The 16,923-nt window shown below is 70.4% G+C and carries 14 protein-coding genes; 8 read left to right on the top strand and 6 right to left on the bottom strand.

What is annotated here, in order from left to right:
- Positions 1-3: 3 nt before the first annotated feature.
- Genes SALPAC4_RS0122630 through SALPAC4_RS0122640 form a run of 3 tightly spaced genes read right to left on the bottom strand, consistent with a single transcriptional unit; the run spans position 4 to position 5,863 of the window.
- Positions 4-1,896, bottom strand: coding sequence for a TOMM precursor leader peptide-binding protein (locus SALPAC4_RS0122630; RefSeq protein WP_019872302.1), 1,893 nt, complete (start codon positions 1,894-1,896; stop codon positions 4-6).
- A complete protein-coding gene (locus tag SALPAC4_RS0122635; protein WP_027645005.1) occupies positions 1,893-4,073 on the bottom strand; it encodes a TOMM precursor leader peptide-binding protein in 2,181 nt (726 codons plus the stop codon). Before SALPAC4_RS0122635 ends, SALPAC4_RS0122630 begins: the two co-directional genes overlap by 4 nt.
- Entirely contained in the window at positions 4,070-5,863 is a 1,794-nt protein-coding gene (locus tag SALPAC4_RS0122640; RefSeq protein ID WP_033665028.1) for an AfsR/SARP family transcriptional regulator, read from the bottom strand. The genes SALPAC4_RS0122635 and SALPAC4_RS0122640 overlap by 4 nt, the downstream gene beginning before the upstream one ends.
- A 683-nt stretch (positions 5,864-6,546) precedes the next feature.
- Between SALPAC4_RS0122640 and SALPAC4_RS0122645 the strand changes: the two genes are divergently transcribed.
- From SALPAC4_RS0122645 to SALPAC4_RS0122655, 3 genes are all read left to right on the top strand, one after another.
- Positions 6,547-7,467: a LuxR C-terminal-related transcriptional regulator gene (locus tag SALPAC4_RS0122645; RefSeq protein ID WP_019872306.1), complete on the top strand. Its 921-nt coding sequence runs from the start codon at positions 6,547-6,549 to the stop codon at positions 7,465-7,467.
- 139 nt (positions 7,468-7,606) lie between these two features.
- Positions 7,607-7,753, top strand: a complete 147-nt coding sequence (locus SALPAC4_RS28055; protein WP_019872307.1) for a hypothetical protein — start codon at positions 7,607-7,609, stop codon at positions 7,751-7,753.
- A gap of 193 nt (positions 7,754-7,946) precedes the next feature.
- Positions 7,947-9,179: an RNA polymerase sigma factor gene (locus SALPAC4_RS0122655; protein WP_019872308.1), complete on the top strand. Its 1,233-nt coding sequence runs from the start codon at positions 7,947-7,949 to the stop codon at positions 9,177-9,179.
- A gap of 56 nt (positions 9,180-9,235) precedes the next feature.
- Here SALPAC4_RS0122655 and SALPAC4_RS0122660 read toward each other — a convergent pair whose 3' ends face one another.
- Positions 9,236-10,810 carry an MFS transporter gene (locus tag SALPAC4_RS0122660; protein WP_019872309.1) on the bottom strand — a complete coding sequence of 525 codons (1,575 nt, stop codon included), beginning with the start codon at positions 10,808-10,810 and terminating at the stop codon, positions 9,236-9,238.
- A gap of 223 nt (positions 10,811-11,033) precedes the next feature.
- Between SALPAC4_RS0122660 and SALPAC4_RS0122665 the strand changes: the two genes are divergently transcribed.
- Positions 11,034-11,387, top strand: coding sequence for a YciI family protein (locus tag SALPAC4_RS0122665; RefSeq protein ID WP_019872310.1), 354 nt, complete (start codon positions 11,034-11,036; stop codon positions 11,385-11,387).
- 62 nt (positions 11,388-11,449) lie between these two features.
- On the opposite strand, the gene SALPAC4_RS0122670 is transcribed toward SALPAC4_RS0122665, so the two are convergent.
- A complete protein-coding gene (locus SALPAC4_RS0122670; RefSeq protein ID WP_019872311.1) occupies positions 11,450-12,028 on the bottom strand; it encodes a dihydrofolate reductase family protein in 579 nt (192 codons plus the stop codon).
- 171 nt (positions 12,029-12,199) lie between these two features.
- On the opposite strand from SALPAC4_RS0122670, the gene SALPAC4_RS0122675 reads away from it, so the two are divergent.
- Positions 12,200-12,412 (top strand): hypothetical protein, encoded by a 213-nt coding sequence (locus SALPAC4_RS0122675; RefSeq protein WP_019872312.1) that lies wholly within the window; start codon positions 12,200-12,202, stop codon positions 12,410-12,412.
- 108 nt (positions 12,413-12,520) lie between these two features.
- On the opposite strand, the gene SALPAC4_RS0122680 is transcribed toward SALPAC4_RS0122675, so the two are convergent.
- Complete coding sequence (locus tag SALPAC4_RS0122680; RefSeq protein ID WP_027645008.1) at positions 12,521-13,084, bottom strand: GNAT family N-acetyltransferase; 564 nt, start codon at positions 13,082-13,084, stop codon at positions 12,521-12,523.
- 137 nt (positions 13,085-13,221) lie between these two features.
- Here SALPAC4_RS0122680 and SALPAC4_RS0122685 point away from each other — a divergent pair, with 137 nt between their 5' ends.
- The 3 genes from SALPAC4_RS0122685 to SALPAC4_RS0122695 all read left to right on the top strand — a co-directional run bounded on the left by SALPAC4_RS0122685 (position 13,222) and on the right by SALPAC4_RS0122695 (position 16,918).
- Positions 13,222-13,932, top strand: coding sequence for a siderophore-interacting protein (locus SALPAC4_RS0122685; protein WP_019872314.1), 711 nt, complete (start codon positions 13,222-13,224; stop codon positions 13,930-13,932).
- A gap of 43 nt (positions 13,933-13,975) precedes the next feature.
- On the top strand, positions 13,976-15,487 hold the full coding sequence (locus SALPAC4_RS0122690) for an MFS transporter (RefSeq protein ID WP_019872315.1): 1,512 nt from the start codon (positions 13,976-13,978) through the stop codon (positions 15,485-15,487).
- Between the two features lie 165 nt (positions 15,488-15,652).
- Positions 15,653-16,918, top strand: a complete 1,266-nt coding sequence (locus SALPAC4_RS0122695; protein WP_027645009.1) for an MFS transporter — start codon at positions 15,653-15,655, stop codon at positions 16,916-16,918.
- The last annotated feature ends 5 nt before the right edge of the window (positions 16,919-16,923 follow it).

Genomic DNA, 16,923 nt, shown 5'->3' on the forward strand with positions numbered 1-16,923 from the left:
ACCTCACGGAAACGGGTGGGGAACGGAGTGGATTTCGTCGTCGCGCAGGTCGCGGTCGAGGAGCCCGGCGGTGCGGAACGCGGTCCGCAGCCGCCGCGCGTGCGGGGCGCGCTGGCGCAGCCAGCCGAAGTCGATCGGCAGGAGTCCCGGGACCAGCACACTCACCGTCGTCAGCCCCAGCTCACGCTGCTCGGGGGTGGTCTGATCCACGGCGATCACATCAAAGCCCTGCGCGGTCACCTGCTTCAGGCAGCCTTCGAGGTCGTCGCGGAGATCGGGGGTGACCGGTGGGGCGGGACGGTCCCGCTCGTACAGCTGGGTCATCGGGACCGGTGCGGTGCCGTGGTCGAGCAGGAAGGCGGCGTGTCGCGCCATCTCCGGCAGGCCGTAGAGCAGCGGGTGGTCGTGCAGGCCCTGCACCCGGGAGAAGTCGGTCGTCATCCGACGCAACCGGGTCTCGTCGGCGCGGGCGCGAACTCGCACCATCACCGAGTCGGTGGCGATTTCGCAGAGCGCCGCGGTGATCGCGGCCTGCGGGTCGAGGCTCGCCCCGCCGCCGAAGGCGAGGGTACCGAGACCGCCGTCCTCGCGGACGGCCACCGCGGTCACCACCGGGATGTCGAAGGTTATCCGGGTGTCGAAGAATCGGGCCCGATAGCCGTACATCGCCAGCCGGTCAACCATCATCCGGGCCCGTGGTCGGTCGATGCTGGCCGGGTCGAGCTCCGGTAGGGAACGGCCGCCGTACCAGGCCAGCAGGAAGGCGTCGCGCTCGATCGCCTCCATCAGGCCGTGGTAGATCGCCTCCACCATGGATCCGCCGGAGGCGCAGCCGTTCGAGGTCTCCTGGACGAAACGCTCCTCGACACTCGCCGCGTGGTAATAGGCGAGTACCTCCGGCACCAGCAGCGGGCGCTGGTCCCGCAGGGACCAGCCCCAGACCCACGTGATCGGCCGGTCCACGTCGAACCGGTGCAGGTACGGACTGGCCTGGTAGACGGCGTCGGGGTAGAGCCCACACTCGCGTGGGTCCAGGGCGTCGTCGCCCAGCTCGCGTAGCGTCGCCGTGACCACGGTGCGCTTGCCCCGCGGGCGCAGGCCGGCGGCGCGCTCCATTCCTTCCAACACCGCGATCCGGGCGCTGCGTCGGTAGCCGTCGGCGTGCCCACCGTAGAGCGTCTCCCGGAGGAAGCGGCCAGAACGCAGGGTGAACGAGCCGACCGCCGGGGAGGTGGAGAGCGAGGTGACGTCCTGCCACAGGCCGCCGCCGAGCGCCCCGCACACCGGGTTGGCGAACGCCGCGACGTTCAGCGGGTAGGCATCCAGGTCGCGGCCACGAAACGGGTCCGCCGCCGACTTCGGGGTGGCGGGTAGCTCGATCGCCGCCAGCTCCCGGGCATCGGCGACCATGGTGCCGCAGCCCGGACACTCGGGATCGGGCAGCAGTGGCACCTGCTGCACCCGCAGGGTCGACAGGTCAACCTGAAACACCGTGCTCGGCGTCCCTGCCCCGGTGCTGGCCGGTCCGGTCCCGGCGGTACGGCCCGCCACGATCAGCGCATGCAGGAAGTCCGCGACGAGCGGGGTCGCGTACGGCCAGGGACCCACCGCGGCCGTGTCACCGCCCAGCTCCACCGCGTCGCGCAGGTCACGGTGGCGCACCGCCTGCCAGCGCCGCGCGAGGCAGGTCGAACAGGCCGCTGCCGGCGGCACCGGTGCGATCAGCGCCAGCTGCCCGTAGAGCAGCACCCGCGGTCCGCGCTCCGGGCGGATGGTCGCGCGGAGCTCGTCCCGCACCCCCAGCGCGACCACGTCCGCGGCGCAGCCCCGCTCGGCGAGCAGCCGGGTCAACCCGGCACAGACCAGGTCATCGGTCGCGGCCGCACCGTCGCTCACCGGTCGCCTCCGGCGGCCAGCAGCACCCGGACCGCCACCAGCCCCCCCGCGGCCAGGTCCGCACCACCTACGGGGGCCACCAGCACGTCGTAGCCGAGGTCCGGTAGTCGCTGGAGCACGTCGGCCCAGCGATAGCCGGCTCCGGCGGCGTCCACCTCACCGTGTACCGGCACCGTGCCGGCGTCGAAGTCCACCAGCACCGGGTCGCCGGTGTCCGGTACGACCTCGGGGTCCTGCGCCCGCAGTTGAGCCTGACCGAGCACGTCGCGTAGCGCCGCCGCGGCCGCCGTCGTCCAGTCCGGATCGGCGGTGAGTGCGTACGTCCACTGGCCACGGCCGGGGTCGAAGGAGCGGGCCAGCAGCACCGCCACCGCGGTGTCGCGCTGCCCGCCGAGGTCGAGCAGTTCCACGGTGATGCCCAGGTTCGCCGCTGACCTGGTGAGGAAGAGCAGCTCGGGGGTGACGCCGACAGTGGCTGGCCGAACCTTGTGGATGGTCTCCTGCCCGACGACGACCTGTCGTAGCCGCTGCCCGGCGAGCGCCGAGGCGAGGCCCGCCCGGACGGCCTCGGTGAGGTCCCCGCCCGCTCCCCCGCCGGCGTTGGTCGGTTCGGCGCCGTGCCGACGGTTGGCCGCCCCAAACGGCTCCAGTACGGACGTCGGCACTGCCACCGCCTCGCGGGTGAACAGTGACCGGGCGGTGGCCCAGGCGTCCGGCTCGGCGGTAGCCCAGCCCGAGGCGAGGCCGAGCCGGGTGGCATCGACCCGCGGGAGGTCGTGGGAGGCGGGGACGACGGTCGCGATCCTGCTGGTGTTGACGACGGCCGCGATCCGCAGTGCCCGTAGCCGGGCCGCCGCGACGTGGTGGACATCAAACGCGGTCACCGTACGACGCTGGCCGGCGCCGTCGGTGAGCTCGACCGCGCCGACCTTCACCGGGGTCTGGTCCCAACGCTCGTCGTCGTAGCGACGAAACACCCCCAGATGCGGCTGGAGTAAGGGCTGGTGGGCCTCGAGCCGGGCGAGCGTTTCCTGCGCCTCGGCGCCCGGGTCGGCCCCGGGGCCGGTCTCGACAGGTGCGTCGTCCAGGTCACCGGTGACCCAGGCCGGTTCCGGCGGGGCCGGCCGGCAGAAGGCGCACCGGGGGTGCGGGAGCAGTTGCTCGGTCAGCACATCGAGTGCGGCGAGGTGCTGCACGATCACGCTCCCCTCGGTTTCGGCGGGTAGCGCGCCGGTGGTCAGCCGGAACACCTCGTACGCCAGCAGGTTGCCGATCATCGCCGCGAGGGGGCCGTCCGGCTCGGCGGTGGCTGGCGCGGCCCCGGACGGCAGTGCCGCCGCCTGCCACACCCGCCCGGCTCCACCGGTCTCGTCGTTGTCGGCGAGCCGCAGCATGACGCAGCACCAGCATCCGGTCCGGCCGACACCTTGGACCGGGCCGACCAGCATCCGCCCGCCGGCGACCCAGGCGGGCAGCAGAAGCTGGCCGGGGGGAATTCCGGCCGCGAGTAGCCGCAGGGTGTCGCGGGGCGCGTCGGCCCCGCCGGCCACGATCACGATCTCCGCCGCGGCCAGCTCGGACCAGCCGACCTCGGCGCCCGCGTCGGGTAGCGGCACGGCGGTCCCGGCGCAGCCCGCGGCGCTCAGCTCAGCCAACTCCGGGGTGAGTCGTGGTAGGACCGCCGGGGAACCGCTCACTGTGGCGGCGCCGTTGCGCAGGAGCCCGGTGGCGCAGGCGGTGGCGACCGGGCCGCTGCCCAGTACCGCGACCGAGGTGTTCCGGAAGGTGGCGAAGCGTTGTGGTGCCCGATCGGTGTAATGGTCGAGATAGGCGACCTGGCTCGAGAAGTGCGCGGCCACCGCCGGGCCCAGGATCGTCGTCGGGTCGACCTCCGCCTCGGGGACGTCTCGGGCGAAGCCGCGCGCGTAGAGCGCCTGCACCAGCTCACCGATCATGGCCCGCTGCCCGGCGGGCAGGCGGGCACAGATGTCCGCGAGCTGATGCCGCCCGTTCAGATGCGGGACGAGCAACGATGCCAGCCGGTACGCGGTCGCGGAGGAGAACCGGAAGCCACTGGTGGCATTGTGGAACACCACCCCGTCCTCGGCCCGGGTGAACAGCACGTCGTGGCGCACTCGAGGTCGGGTCTGCGCCACCGTGTCGTATGCCGTACTCATCGCGGGGATCCCTTCGCTCGGTGCGGCTGTCCCGGTGGACCGGGGTGGGGGGCGTGCCGTTCGGCTACCAGCTGGGCGTGTCGCCGCAGCAGGGCGCGTATCCAGTAGTGCTCCGCGGCCTCCTCGACCAGGCTGTGGTCAACCAGCCCGTCGAGCAGGTCGCGAGCCGTGGCCGGGTCAACGTCGAGCAGCTCGGCGGCGGCCGCGGCGGTGCGGGCGGTGGGAGTCGCGGTGGCCAGCCGGACGAAGGCCGCCGCCAAGGTTTCGCCGGCTCGGGCCAGGGCCTCGTCGAAGCGGTGGCCAAGTGACATGTCCGGTTCGCCGGGCAGACTCAGCCGATTCAGCGGGTCGGCACGCAGCCACTCCACCGCCGCCACGAGTCCCGTCCGGTTGCGCAGCAAAATGCGGGTGGCGGCGATGCGCAGCGCGAGTGGCAGGTGGTCGCAGAGCGCCGCGATCTCGGCGGCACTCTGCGGGTCGGCATCGACCTGCTCGGGTCCCAGCACGGAACGGAGCAACTGAAGCGAGTCAGCGGGGTCGAGCGGCTCCACCCGGTGCAGCCAGCCGCCAAGTCGGGTAACGGGACCAGAGAGGCTCTGTCGACTGGTCAACAGCAGCGCGTCGCCGGGTGCCAGCAGGGCCGGCATTCCTCGCAGGTGGCTGCCGTTGACCACGTCGTCGGCGATCAGCAGTCGTCTGCCCACCTGGACACCGTGACCTTGGTCAACCGGGGTGCGGAGCTGCCCTTGGGCGTGGTGCAGCGATGCGGTGGCCACCCGAAGTTGGCCGCCGGGGAAGTGGGGGGCTACGAGCTGCTCAACGTGCTGCGCCAGCGCGGTTTTGCCGACGCCGGGTGGGCCGGTGAGCACCACGATCGGGCAGTCCGCGCGGAGGCGGTCGGCGATGGTCTCACCGAGCGTGTCCCGTCCGATGAGGCTGGACGCGACCGGGTGCCGGGGCACCGCGACGGCGGTGGATCGGCCCACCGGCGCGACCGGAGTGGACGTTTCGCCGCGCAGAATGGTCAGCTCCAGCGCACGCAGGGTGGGGCCTGGAGCGATACCGAGTTCGTGGCGAAGGTGTTCCCGGATCCGGCGCAGTTCGGCCAGGGCGTCCGCCTGCCGACCGGTGCGATAGAGCACCGAGGCGAGTTGCGCGGAGAAGCGCTCGTTCGCCGGATACGCGCGGTTGGCGGTCCAGAGGTCCACCAGCGCGGAGCGGTCCCGACCGAGGCTGATCTTCAGATCGCACACCCGCTCGATCGCCTGGACCCGCTCCTCACTGATCCGCGGTACGACGTCCCGATGCAGCGTCTCGGAGGGCACGTTGGCCAGCATTGGGTCATTCCACAGCGCGAGCGCCTCCTCCAGCCTCGCCAATTCGGTCTCAGGCTCCGCGGCGTCGCGGGTGTGGCCGATCAGCTCACGGAAGCGCATCAGGTCGACGGTGGCGGCGCTAGCGGTGATCCGGTAGCCACCCGGTACCGTCTTGATCACGTTGCCGGTGATGCCGTGGCGGTGGAAGAGTTGCCGCAGCCGCAGCGTGCAGGTCTGCAACGCGGCCTTGGCCGAGGCGGGCTGCGCGTCGCCCCACACCGCCTGCTGCAGCGTGCTCACCGAGATCACCTCGTCGGGGTGCAACAACAGCGCGGCGAGCAACGAAGTCACCTTCGACGGTGGCAGTACCAGCGTGTCCCCGCCGCTGGCGAGGGTCAACGGGCCGAGCACCCGGAACACCGCCGGTCGGGCTGGCCGGTCAGCAACGAATGGGCGCACTGCAACAGGCGCCATCGCACTCTCCCGTCCACACCGATGCCCGGTACTCGTTCACCCCGGTGACGGCACGATGTGCTGCGTGAGATCGCCTCCTGCTGCCCGATGTGGTCTGCGACGAACCGGCACTTACGGCGGTACTGCACAATCTGGAGCAAATTAGAAAATGCGGTTGGGTAGCGCGATGCAGTGGCCTCACGGCCTGTTCACTTAATCGGATTCGCGATTGTTTCCCCACTGATTTCACGAATGTGTCGACCATCCACATCTGCCCGGTACGCATCGGGCACCTCCCCTCAGCCGCCAGCTGGCTCCTGGCAGCGCCGCTGCGATCATGGTGCGGTCCGGCGTCGTCCGCGTCAGCACTCCGGGCGTTGCCGGAACCGGCCGTGGCCGGTTCCGGCAACGCCCGGGCAGCCAGGACCGATGGGCCGGCCCGGACGACGGCGACGCTCCGGCACGGGGAGGCGGGGATGACACCGAGCCGGGTGTCCGGAGCGACCCGGGGTACCGGAGGCCGACCGACCTGGGCACGGGTCGCACCACGAAGGTCGCCCGATACCAACCAAAGGCGGGCCTCAATATCTGAGCCTTGCGAAGGGGGCAGATTTCACTAATGTGAACACCTGGTAGGACTGGTGGAGGCAACCTTGCTCGACAGGCTAGGCATATCGGCGGGAATCGAAGCCGTCTACTGGGCGATGGTGGAGCATCCGACCTGGAACGTCGATGAACTCGCCACGAGCCTGGACGTTCCGGAGGCGGTCATCCGCGATGCCTTCTCCGCCCTGGCCGACCAGGCAATCATCCCACCGCCGCCCCACCAGGAAGGCAGTCTGCGCTCGGTGAGCCTGCGGCTCGGCCTGCTCGCCCTGCTGCACCAGGCCGAGCAGCAGACGATCACGCAGCAGGCGAAGCTCCTGGCGGCCCGGGCCTCGGTGCTCGCCCACACTGCCAGTCACGACACCCACCGCGGGCGGGAGGAGATCGTGCGGCTGGAGGGAGCCGACACCGTGTGGGAACGCCTGACCGAGCACGCCTGCACCGCATCCGAGAGCATCATGACGCTGACCACCGGCCGGGCGATGCCACCGGGAAGCATCGAGACCGCCAAGACGCTGACCCGGATCGCCCTCTCCCGCGGGGTGACGATCCGCCACATATACCAGGAAAGCACACTGGACGACGCCGGTTCCCGAGCGTACGCCGAGCTGATGGCGGAACAGGGCGAGGAGAGTCGGGTGATGACCGAAGCGCCGATTCGGATGACCCTGGTCGACCGACAGTTCGCTCTCATCCCGATCGGGCCGCAACCCCGCCGGGGCGCGTTGGAGATCCGCGGTAGCTCCCTGGTCTCCACCCTGTGCCTCCTCTTCGACCTACTCTGGGAGAAGAGCAGAGAGTTCCCGAGGTCCGCCACGGCCGACGGGGACGGCCTAACTGACCAAACCGTCGCCATCCTCCGGCTACTCCGGCAAGGGCTTACCGACGAGGCGATTGGCCGCCAACTCCAACTCTCCGAGCGGACCGTCCGTCGCACCGTCCATGACCTGATGCGACGCCTCGAGGTGAAGAGTCGATTCCAGGCCGGAGTGGAAGTGGCACTGCGCCGCTGGATCTAACCCGTCGGCGGGCCACCGCGTCGACGGATCCGGCACCGGCGAACCGGGGTGAACTGCTGGCGCCGCCATTCGAGATCCTCGCCCGCGACCACCACGCTGCGCACGCTTGGAGAGGCCAGGCCGGCCGGGATTCGAAACGATGAGGACATCAGCTGCCGGCATCGCCGAAAGCTCACTGTTCGAATCGGCGGAGGTTCACACCTGGCTGGACCGGGCTGGCCTCACCGTTCGCCACCAGGACACGCCCGGAACGTTCCTGTTCACCACCGCGGAACGCCGGTCCTGACCCGCCCTGCCGGAGTACGTGCCCGCTCGTGCGCCGTCGTCGGTCCGGGTGACGGCGCCGGGCCCGGCTTCGGCCGGCCGGACCCGCCACCCGGTATGCTGATTTGGAGATCGACTACCGTCAGGGCAGCCCCGGCCGCCGTAACGATGCGGGAGGTACGGTGCGCACGCACGCGAGGGCGGACTCGCGGGTCGTGGAAGTGTTGCGGGAGACGGCGCCACAGGTCCTCGCGACCATGGTCCGGCGTTTCCGGCAGTTCGAGGCCTGCGAGGACGCCGTGCAGGAGGCTCTGCTCGCGGCTTCTCTTCAGTGGCCCGACCAGGGAATCCCGGCGAACCCACGGGCCTGGCTCACCACCGTGGCGGCACGGCGTCTGACCGACCAGTGGCGCAGCGACCAGGCGCGACGGCGGCGTGAGGCCACCGCGGCGGTACTCGGAACGCCCACCGAGTTCGCGGCGCCCGGCCCGGACGAGGCGCCCTCGGACCGCGACGACACCCTGGTGCTGCTGTTCCTGTGCTGTCACCCCGACCTGTCCCCGCCCTCGCAGGTGGCGCTCACCCTGCGCGCCTTCGGCGGACTGACCACCGCCGAGATCGCCCGTGCCCTGCTCACGCCGGAGTCGACCGTCGCCCAGCGGATCAGCCGCGCCAAGCAGCGGATCAGGTCGGCGGGCATCCAGTACCCCCTGTCGGGCGAGATGTACACCAGCCGACTCCGGATGGTGCTGCACGTGCTCTATCTGATCTTCAACGAGGGGTATACCGCCACCTCGGGCCCGGACCTGCTGCGCACCGAGCTGACCCGGGAGGCGATCCGGCTGACCCGGACGGTGTACCGGCTCCTGCCGGACGACGGCGAGGTCGCGGGCCTGTTGGCCCTGATGCTGCTCACCGATGCCCGCAGTGGGGCCCGGACCACCCCGGACGGTGCCCTCATCCCGCTCGACGAGCAGGACCGCACCCGCTGGAGCCAGCAGATCATCCAGCAGGGCACCGAGCTCGTCACCCGTGCGCTGGCCTCCGGCGGGCCGGTGGGCCAGTATCAGTTGCAGGCCGCCATCGCCGCGGTGCACGCGGAGGCGGCACGGCCGCAGGACACCGACTGGCGTCAAATCTCCGCGCTGTACCAACTACTCGAGAAGACCTCCCCCAACCCCATGATCACCCTCAGTCGGGCCGTGGCCGAGGCGATGGTGTGCGGCCCCGAGGAGGGCCTCGCGCTGCTGGCGCCCCTCAATCGGGACAAGCGGATGCGTGATCACCATCGCTTCCACGCGGTGCGCGGGCACCTGCTGGAAATGGCCGGAGATCTCAGCGCGGCCCGGGACTGCTACGAGGCGGCCGCGCAACGTACCAACAGCGTGCCCGAACAGCGCTACCTGGCCCTCCGCCGCAACCGGCTCGGCAATTCGACCCGCCGTTAGCTCGCACCCGGCCCCGGCGAGACCCGGGGCCGGGTGCGTGCTGCCCTCGGTGGCGCCTACCGGGCCGGCGTCGGCTGGGTACCCGACCCGGCCTCCTCCGCCGCGCTCGCCTCGTCGGCGCCGTCGCCGTCGCCGCGGAAACTCATGATGAGAGCCAGGACCAGAGCCACCATCACCGCCACGGCGATCGCGGCCGCGACGTTCAGCCCACTGGTGAACGCGTCGCGCGCCAGCGCGATGAGCCCCGGATCACCGCTGGCCGTGGCACCGCCGATCGTCTGGCGTGCGCTGTCGGCCACCGCCGACGGATAGGCGCTGAGGTCCGCGTCGGCCATCTGGCCGCGATAGACCGCAGCACCGGCGCTGCCCAGCAACGCCAGGCCCAGCGACGTACCGAACAGGTTGCTGGTCTCGGAGATCGACGCGGCAGAGCCGGCGCGCTCCGGCGGGGCGGAGCCGACCACGATCCCGGTGCCGAGCGCGAACAGCGGCCCAACGCCGAAGGCCACCACGGCGATCGACGTCACCACCCCAATCAGCCACCCGTTGGTCCCTGCCTGGGTGAGCACCAGCAACGCCGCCGCGGAACCGCTCACCCCGAGAGTGATCGCGGTCTGCGGCCGCATGCTGCGCACCAGGACCGGCGCCAGCAGGCTGCCCGCCGCGATACCCAGCCCGGTGGCGGACATCCAGAGCCCCGACTCGCTGGGCGAGCGCCCGGCGACGCTCTGAATGTACTGGGCGGTGAACATGCTGGTCCCGCCGAACGCGCCGGAGCCGACGAGCATCGCGGGCAGCACCACCCGGATCTTCCGTTGCCGCAGCAGGCTCAGGTCCACCAGGGGGTTGGGCAGGCGGAGCTGCCGGCGCACGAAGAGGACCGCGACAACCAGGCCGACCATGATCGCGCCGACCGCCACCGGCAGGTCGGTCTCGTCGGCGGCAAGGTTCTTGATGCCGTAGATGATCAGCAGGACGGCCGCCAGCGACAACGCCACGCTGACCAGATCGATCCGCCCGATCGCCTCCGGGTTGCGGTACTCCGGCAGCAACGACGGTCCGGCGGCCAGCAACACCGCCATCACCGGCACCGCGATGAGGAACACCGACCCCCACCACCAGTGGTCCAGCATGACCCCGCCGACTACCGGACCGGTGGCACCGCCGGCGAACAGGCAGGTCGCCCAGATGGAGATCGCGACACCGCGCTGCCGGTCGTCCCGGAACATATTGCTGATCAGCGCCAGGGTCGAGGGGGCGATAGTGGCCCCCGCGACACCGAGCAGTGCCCGGGAGAAGATCAGCATCTCCGGGCTGTTCGAGTACGCCGTCAAGACCGAGGCGAGGGCGAACCCGACCGCACCGATCAGCAACAGCCGGCGGCGGCCGATCCGGTCCCCCAGCGTGCCCATCGTGATCACGAAGCCGGCGAGCAGGAAGGTGTAGATGTCGGTGATCCAGAGCTGCTGGCTACTGGTGGCCCCGAGGTCGGCGCTCAGGTGCGGCAACGCCAGAAAGAGAACACCGATGTCGAAGGCCACCAGCAGGGTGGCGACGGCCAGAACAGCCAGGCCGGTCCACTCACGGCGCCCAGCGCGTTGATTCGGCGCAGCTGATGTCGCGTCTCGCATGCGAGTCTTCCTTTCTGCACGAGCCCCGGTCAGGCGAGGCATTACTTCCCTTATGAGTCGGACCCGGGCCGGTGATCTCGACATCTCCCTCCCCGGCATCACGGACACGCGGCGTTCCCGCGCCGTTCGTTGCCGGCGTACTGTGTCGCACGTAGAATTCGCACTCCCTGCCCGAAATGCGTAGCGCGCTGGGAGGCTGAGAAGGAGCCCGGACTTGAAGTACATGCTGCTCATCCACAATGACCCCGCCGCCATGCAGCGCCTCTCCCAAGCCGAGCAGGAAAAGATCATGGCAGATGTCGGCGGAATCATGAAAGAACTCACCGCCAATCGCGAGCTGGTTGGCGGCGCCGCTCTGACCGATGTCTCCCAGAGTCGAACCGTGAGGGTGGTCGACGGAGCGGTAGCGACGACCGACGGTCCATTCGCGGAGGTGAAGGAGCACCTGGCGGGCTACATCACGGTGGACGTAGCGAGCCTGGAGCGGGCCATCGAGATCGCCTCCCGGTGGCCCGACGCCCGTACCGGCGCGATGGAGGTACGCCCAATCCTCGACACGATCACCGTTGACGAGTAGGTAGCCGCCGACGAGCCTGCGGCGGCGGTGACGCCCAGGAACGCCACCGCCGCCGCAGGCAGTCAGCGCGCCGACGCCTCGTGAGCTGGCTGATACTGCAAGATCACCGCCGATGAGTCGGCGGTCCGCGCATTGACCAGCTGAAGGTTCACCCGCTGCTCCGGCTCGCGGAACAGCGGATTGCCTCCGCCGAGCACGACCGGCTGCACGGCGACGTGATACTCGTCGATCAGCCCCAGCGCCGTCAGCGCGGCCGGCAGCCGGGAGCCGCCGCTGAGCAGCAGGTCCTTGCCCGGCTGCCGCTTGAGCGCGGTCACCTCGTCGTGGAGGTTGCCCCCGATCACCCGGGTGTTCCAGTCGGCCTCCTCCAGGGTCCGGGAGAAGACAACCTTCGGCGTCTCGCGCCAGATCGGCGCAAATTTCAGATCGTGCTCGTCTTCCGAGATCGACTCCGCATTTGGCCAGTAGCCGGACATCATCTCCCACACACCCCGGCCGTACAGGAAGGTGTCCGCCCGCTCGTGTAAGCGGTCGCTGTACTCCCCGATCTCCGGGCCGAGCGAAGCCCAGTCGAACTCGCCATTCGGCCCGTCGACATACCCGTCCACCGACGTCATCACCCACTGGATGATCTTCCGCATGGGTGTATCCCCCTCTGCTGTCGCGATTCCGTCCAGGACGTGACACCTGGTGCCGAGCCCTGCGGGGGTAGGTCCCTCAAGTAACTCGAACCCGTCGGGCAGTTCTCGACAGTTCACGGCACATCACCTGATCGCGGGACCGCGAGGATCGGCAGAACCGGAGGTCACCGGGTGGTCAGTGGTGGTACGGGGCGCGGCGCGCTGCTCGGCGACTTCGCCGGATTCCAGACCGTGCTGACCCGGGCCATGCACGACGTCCTGACCGCTGACGCATCCGGGGACACCCGCTTCCGGCAGGCCACCGGTGAGGCGCAGCGCCTGCTCGACAACTACGACGACCACCTCCGCGGCCGGCGACCGCGCGGGCACATCCAGATCCACTGACCAACGCACCGGCCACTGGATCTGACCCAACGCAGCTTCAGCCGAGTCCATGTCACGTGTGGACTGATTCGGCCACCGCGTGAGCTCGCCGGTGGCGCAGCGGGTGACCTAGTTGACCGGGGTCGGATGGTCGGCTTCGAACCGGGCTCGGGTCAGAAAAGCCAATTGGGCCCGCTTGTCGGGCAGGTCGATCTCCGCGGCGAAGGTGAACCCTTCGATTCGCAGCCGGCGCAGCGCGGTCTCGTTGCGCACGTCCGGCTCCACCACGATCCGCTGGGTGGTCGGATCTTGCAGCAGAAACCGGGCCAGCGCGGGACCGACGGCCGCGGTGAGACCGCGGAGGTAGCGCCGGGGCGGGTTGAGCAGCAGGTGCATCCCCATGTCCCCCGCCTGCACCGGATAACGTTCCCCCACCGGGTCGGCCGCCGGCTGGTAGCTCTGGAACAGCCCCACCGGCTCACCGTCCAGCAGAATCAGGTACGCGTGATGGGTGTCCAACCCGTAAAGGAACGCATAGGTCTCCCGCACCTGGTCGAGCCGGTGCGACCCCATGCCCCAGAACTGGTTCCGGGGTAAGGTCACCCAGTCGTGCAGCAGTTCGGCGTGCCGGTCGGGGCACACCGGCTCCAGCGTCAGTTCGCCAAGGTCGGGGATTCGCTCCTGGTAGATCACGTAGTCTCGCCCTTCGTTGGGTGCGTGGGTGAGCATCGGGCCAGCAGTTTGGTGCCCGGCGGGCAGGAAGCGGTACCATCAGGACTTCCGCTTAGGTTACCCTCTCCTAACTTAGGCTGACCTTAGCTGGAGGTCTTGTGAAACGGAACTGGGAGGGCCTGGTCCTCCGGGCCATGGGCGGTCGGGACTTCCGGCTCACCGTGTTGAGCACCGAGTCGGTGGCCGGGCGCTACCAGCGGCTACTCCTCGACGACGGTGGGCTCCTGGCAGCGTGCGGCGCACACCCGACGATGTGGATCCGGCTCTGGTTCGATATCAACGGCCGGGCACACCAGCGGGCGTACACGCTGGTCGACCCAGACCCCGCAACCGGGCGGTTCACCCTGGAATTCGCCATCCACGACGGCTGCGCCGCCCGCTGGGCCACCACCGCGCAGGTTGGCGACACCATCGACGCGACCGTGCAGGGCAGCGCCTTCCAGCTGCCCGACCCGGCGCCGAAGCACCTCTACCTGGTCGGGGACGCGGCATCGCTACCGGCGGTCAACAGCCTCCTCGACGCTGGCGCCGACATCCCCGCAACGGTATGGCTGGAGTTCGCTCATGAAGACGAGAAAGCACTGACTCCGCGCGCCCGGGCGCACCACGACGTGACGTGGGTGCCGCGCCGCGACGACGGACAGCACCTGGTCGACACCGTCTGCGCCGCGCTACCGTCCGGCGAGACCGCGCACTACTGGGTGGCGTGCGAGGCGGCCAGCACCCGCCGCATCACCCGGCACGTACGACGGACGCTCGGCGTCGGCAAACACCAGCTCACCTCGCTCGGCTACTGGCGGGTCGCCTGATGGGCCTCGGCAGCCAGACCACGAACGACGAAACCGCGGCACGATGAGCAGCGCTTCAGCGACCGCGCCGGCGCCGGTCGACCTCCCCGTCGCGGGCGGCAAGGTCCCGCACCGCTGGCTGATCCTCGCGATCCTCTGCCTGACCCAACTCGTCGTCGTGCTCGACAACACCGTGTTGACGGTGGCGGTTCCGGTACTCACGGTGGAACTAGGCGCCAGCACCGCCGACGCGCAGTGGATGATCAACGCGTACGCGTTGGTGCTCTCCGGACTGCTGCTCAGCGCTGGCAGTGCCGTAGACCGGTACGGACGGCGGCGAATGCTGCTGGTCGGGCTGGTGCTGTTCGGCGTGGGCTCGCTGGCGGCGGGCCTCGCCGGTACCTCCGAGCAGTTGATCGCCGCGCGCGCCGGAATGGGCATGGGAGGCGCGCTGCTGGTCACCGCCACCCTCGCCGTCGCCATGCAGATCTTCGACTCCGCCGAGCGGTCCCGGGCGATCGGCATCTGGGCGGCGACCAGCGCGCTGGGCTTCGCCGCCGGACCACCGATCGGTGGAATCGTCCTCGCCCACCTGCCCTGGGGCGCGATCTTCCTGATGAACATCCCGATCGTGCTGGTCTGTCTGCTCGCCGGCCGGGCGCTGATCCCGGAATCACGGAACCCTGCCAGCGGCCGCCTCGACCTGGTCGGCGTGGCGCTCTCCACCGTCGGCCTGACCGCGATCGTCTGGGCGATCATCTCCGGTCCGGAGCTCGGGTGGACCTCAACGAAGGTTATCGGCGCGGGCATCGCCGGCGTGCTGCTGCTGGTGCTCTTCGTCCGCTGGGAACAACGGGTCGCCCACCCGATGCTGGACATGCACTTCTTCCGGAACCGCCGCTTCGTCGGCGCGGTCTGCGGCGTGGTGCTGATCACGTTCGGCGCCACCGGTGCGCTCTTCCTCCTCACCCAGCACCTGCAGTTCGTCCGCGGCTACCCGGCCTGGGAGGCCGGGCTACGGATGGTGCCGTTCGCACTCTCCATCGTGGTGCTCAACGTTGGCGGTATTGCCACGCGAATAAACCGCCGGCTCGGGCTACCGGCCGCCATCGCCACCGGAATGATCCTGCTCGCCGGCGGGCTGATGTTGGTTACCCACGTTCCCACCGAGGGCTACGGCACGCTGCTGGCCGGGTTACTCATCATGGGTACGGGCTGCGCGCTGGCGAACCCGGCCATCGTTGAGGCGGTGATGAGCGCGATCCCCACAGACAAGGCGGGCGCCGGCGCCGGCGTGGACGGCACCATGACCGAGGTTGGTAGCAGTCTCGGCATCGCCGTGCTGGGTGCGGTGCTCAACGCCCGCTTCGCCGCGCTGCTGCCCGCCGCGCTGGCCGGCGCCGGCTCCTTCCCCGCGGCCCTGGCCGCGGCGGGCCCGGAGCGGGCGGCGGTCACCGCCGCCTTCGCCGACGCGTTGCGTACCGGCCAGACGGTGGGGGCGGTGGCCGTCCTGGTCGGCGGCCTCGTCGCCGCCGCGCTGCTGCACCGCGCCGACCGCATCTCCGCCCGCGGCTGAGCAATCCGCCGCCGACGTGGTCGGGCTCCGTGTTCCCGCAGGGGCTCCCGATAAATCCGCTGTGATCGACGTCGCCCGTCGTCGGTACTCGGCCGGAGCCGAGCGACCGTAGATTCAGTGAATGGTTCCCCAGGAGGTCGCTACCACCCGCACTTTTGCCGGGCCATGAGCCGCCGGCCAGGAGGCTCGCCGATCCCGCCACCCGGGCCACTGCGGACCCTGGCCTGGGCAACGCTGACCAACACCGTGGGGATGGGGCTCTGGGTTGCCGGTTCGGCACTGTTCCTCACCCGGAGCGTCGGGCTGTCCACCCGCTCGGTCGGCATGGGTCTCACGATCGCCGCGCTGCTCGGGCTGATCGCCAGCGTGCCGTTCGGCCGGCTCGCCGACCGACGCGACCCACGTACGCTGCGGGCGGTCCTGCAGCTGCTGCAGGCCGTTGTCGCCGCGTCCTACCTGCTGGTTGACTCGGTCACAGCGTTCATCGTGGTCGCGGTGCTCAGTGCGCTGCTCGCCACCGGCAACCTCGCGGTTCGCGCCGCCCTGGTCGCGGCCGTCGGCGGCCCAGCGGGACGGGTATCCGCCTTCGCGACCCTGCGCGCGGTGGCGAACCTCGGCATCGGTGTCGGCGCGGCCCTGGCGGGGCTCGCCCTGATCGCCGACACGCGGGGGGCGTACCAGCTGCTGGTGCTCGGCAACGCCGCGACGTTCGCACTCTCCGCGATGCTGATCATGCGACTGCCTCCGTTTCCGCCCGGGTCGGTGCCGGCGGCACCGAAGCGTGGTCTCGGGCCAGCACTGCGGGACGCCCCCTTCCTCGCCGTCGGTGCCACCTCAGCGGTGCTCTCGCTGCACTCCGTCGTCCTCGCCTTGATCCTTCCCCTCTGGGTGGTGTCCCACACGGCGGCACCGACCGTCATCGTGGCGGCGATCCTGGTGACCAACACCCTGTTGACGGTGCTGCTGGCCGTACGCCTGAGCCACGGCGCGCAGACCGCCACACCGGCTGCGCGAACGATGCGCCGTGCTGGTCTGGCGCTGGCCGCGGCGATGCTGCTCTTCGCCGGCACCAGCGCGCTGCCCGCCGGCCCGACGATCGCGCTACTGCTGGTCGCGACCACGGTCTACACCATCGGGGACCTGTGGCACGCGGTCGGTGAGGCCGGGCTGGCCTACGACCTGGCCACACCGGAGTTCGTCGGCGAATACCAGGGCGTCGCCGGGCTCCTCAACGGCCTCGCCGGGGCGGTGGGGCCCGCGCTGCTGACCCTGCTGATCCTTGACGGGGGGCGCCTGGGTTGGGCCGCGCTGGCGCTGCTGTTCGCGATCACCGGCCTGTTCACCCCACGGCTGACCCGATGGGCGGTATTGACCCGCCGCCCACCCGCACCAACGCCGCAGCGGCCTCCCGTTCCGGCTGGTGGCGGGTAGGCCAA

Origin of the sequence: Salinispora oceanensis, from assembly GCF_000383575.1 — a bacterium.
Taxonomy (GTDB): domain Bacteria; phylum Actinomycetota; class Actinomycetes; order Mycobacteriales; family Micromonosporaceae; genus Micromonospora; species Micromonospora oceanensis.

What these genes read in the sequence shown, in the direction of transcription:
- SALPAC4_RS0122635 (WP_027645005.1), bottom strand. Translation starts at nt 4,073, where the DNA reads ATGAGTACGGCATACGACACGGTGGCGCAGACCCGACCTCGAGTGCGC.
- SALPAC4_RS0122640 (WP_033665028.1), bottom strand. Translation starts at nt 5,863, where the DNA reads ATGGCGCCTGTTGCAGTGCGCCCATTCGTTGCTGACCGGCCAGCCCGA.
- SALPAC4_RS0122645 (WP_019872306.1), top strand. Translation starts at nt 6,547, where the DNA reads ATGGTGGAGCATCCGACCTGGAACGTCGATGAACTCGCCACGAGCCTG.
- SALPAC4_RS28055 (WP_019872307.1), top strand. Translation starts at nt 7,607, where the DNA reads ATGAGGACATCAGCTGCCGGCATCGCCGAAAGCTCACTGTTCGAATCG.
- SALPAC4_RS0122660 (WP_019872309.1), bottom strand. Translation starts at nt 10,810, where the DNA reads ATGCGAGACGCGACATCAGCTGCGCCGAATCAACGCGCTGGGCGCCGT.
- SALPAC4_RS0122665 (WP_019872310.1), top strand. Translation starts at nt 11,034, where the DNA reads ATGCTGCTCATCCACAATGACCCCGCCGCCATGCAGCGCCTCTCCCAA.
- SALPAC4_RS0122670 (WP_019872311.1), bottom strand. Translation starts at nt 12,028, where the DNA reads ATGCGGAAGATCATCCAGTGGGTGATGACGTCGGTGGACGGGTATGTC.
- SALPAC4_RS0122690 (WP_019872315.1), top strand. Translation starts at nt 13,976, where the DNA reads ATGAGCAGCGCTTCAGCGACCGCGCCGGCGCCGGTCGACCTCCCCGTC.
- SALPAC4_RS0122695 (WP_027645009.1), top strand. Translation starts at nt 15,653, where the DNA reads ATGAGCCGCCGGCCAGGAGGCTCGCCGATCCCGCCACCCGGGCCACTG.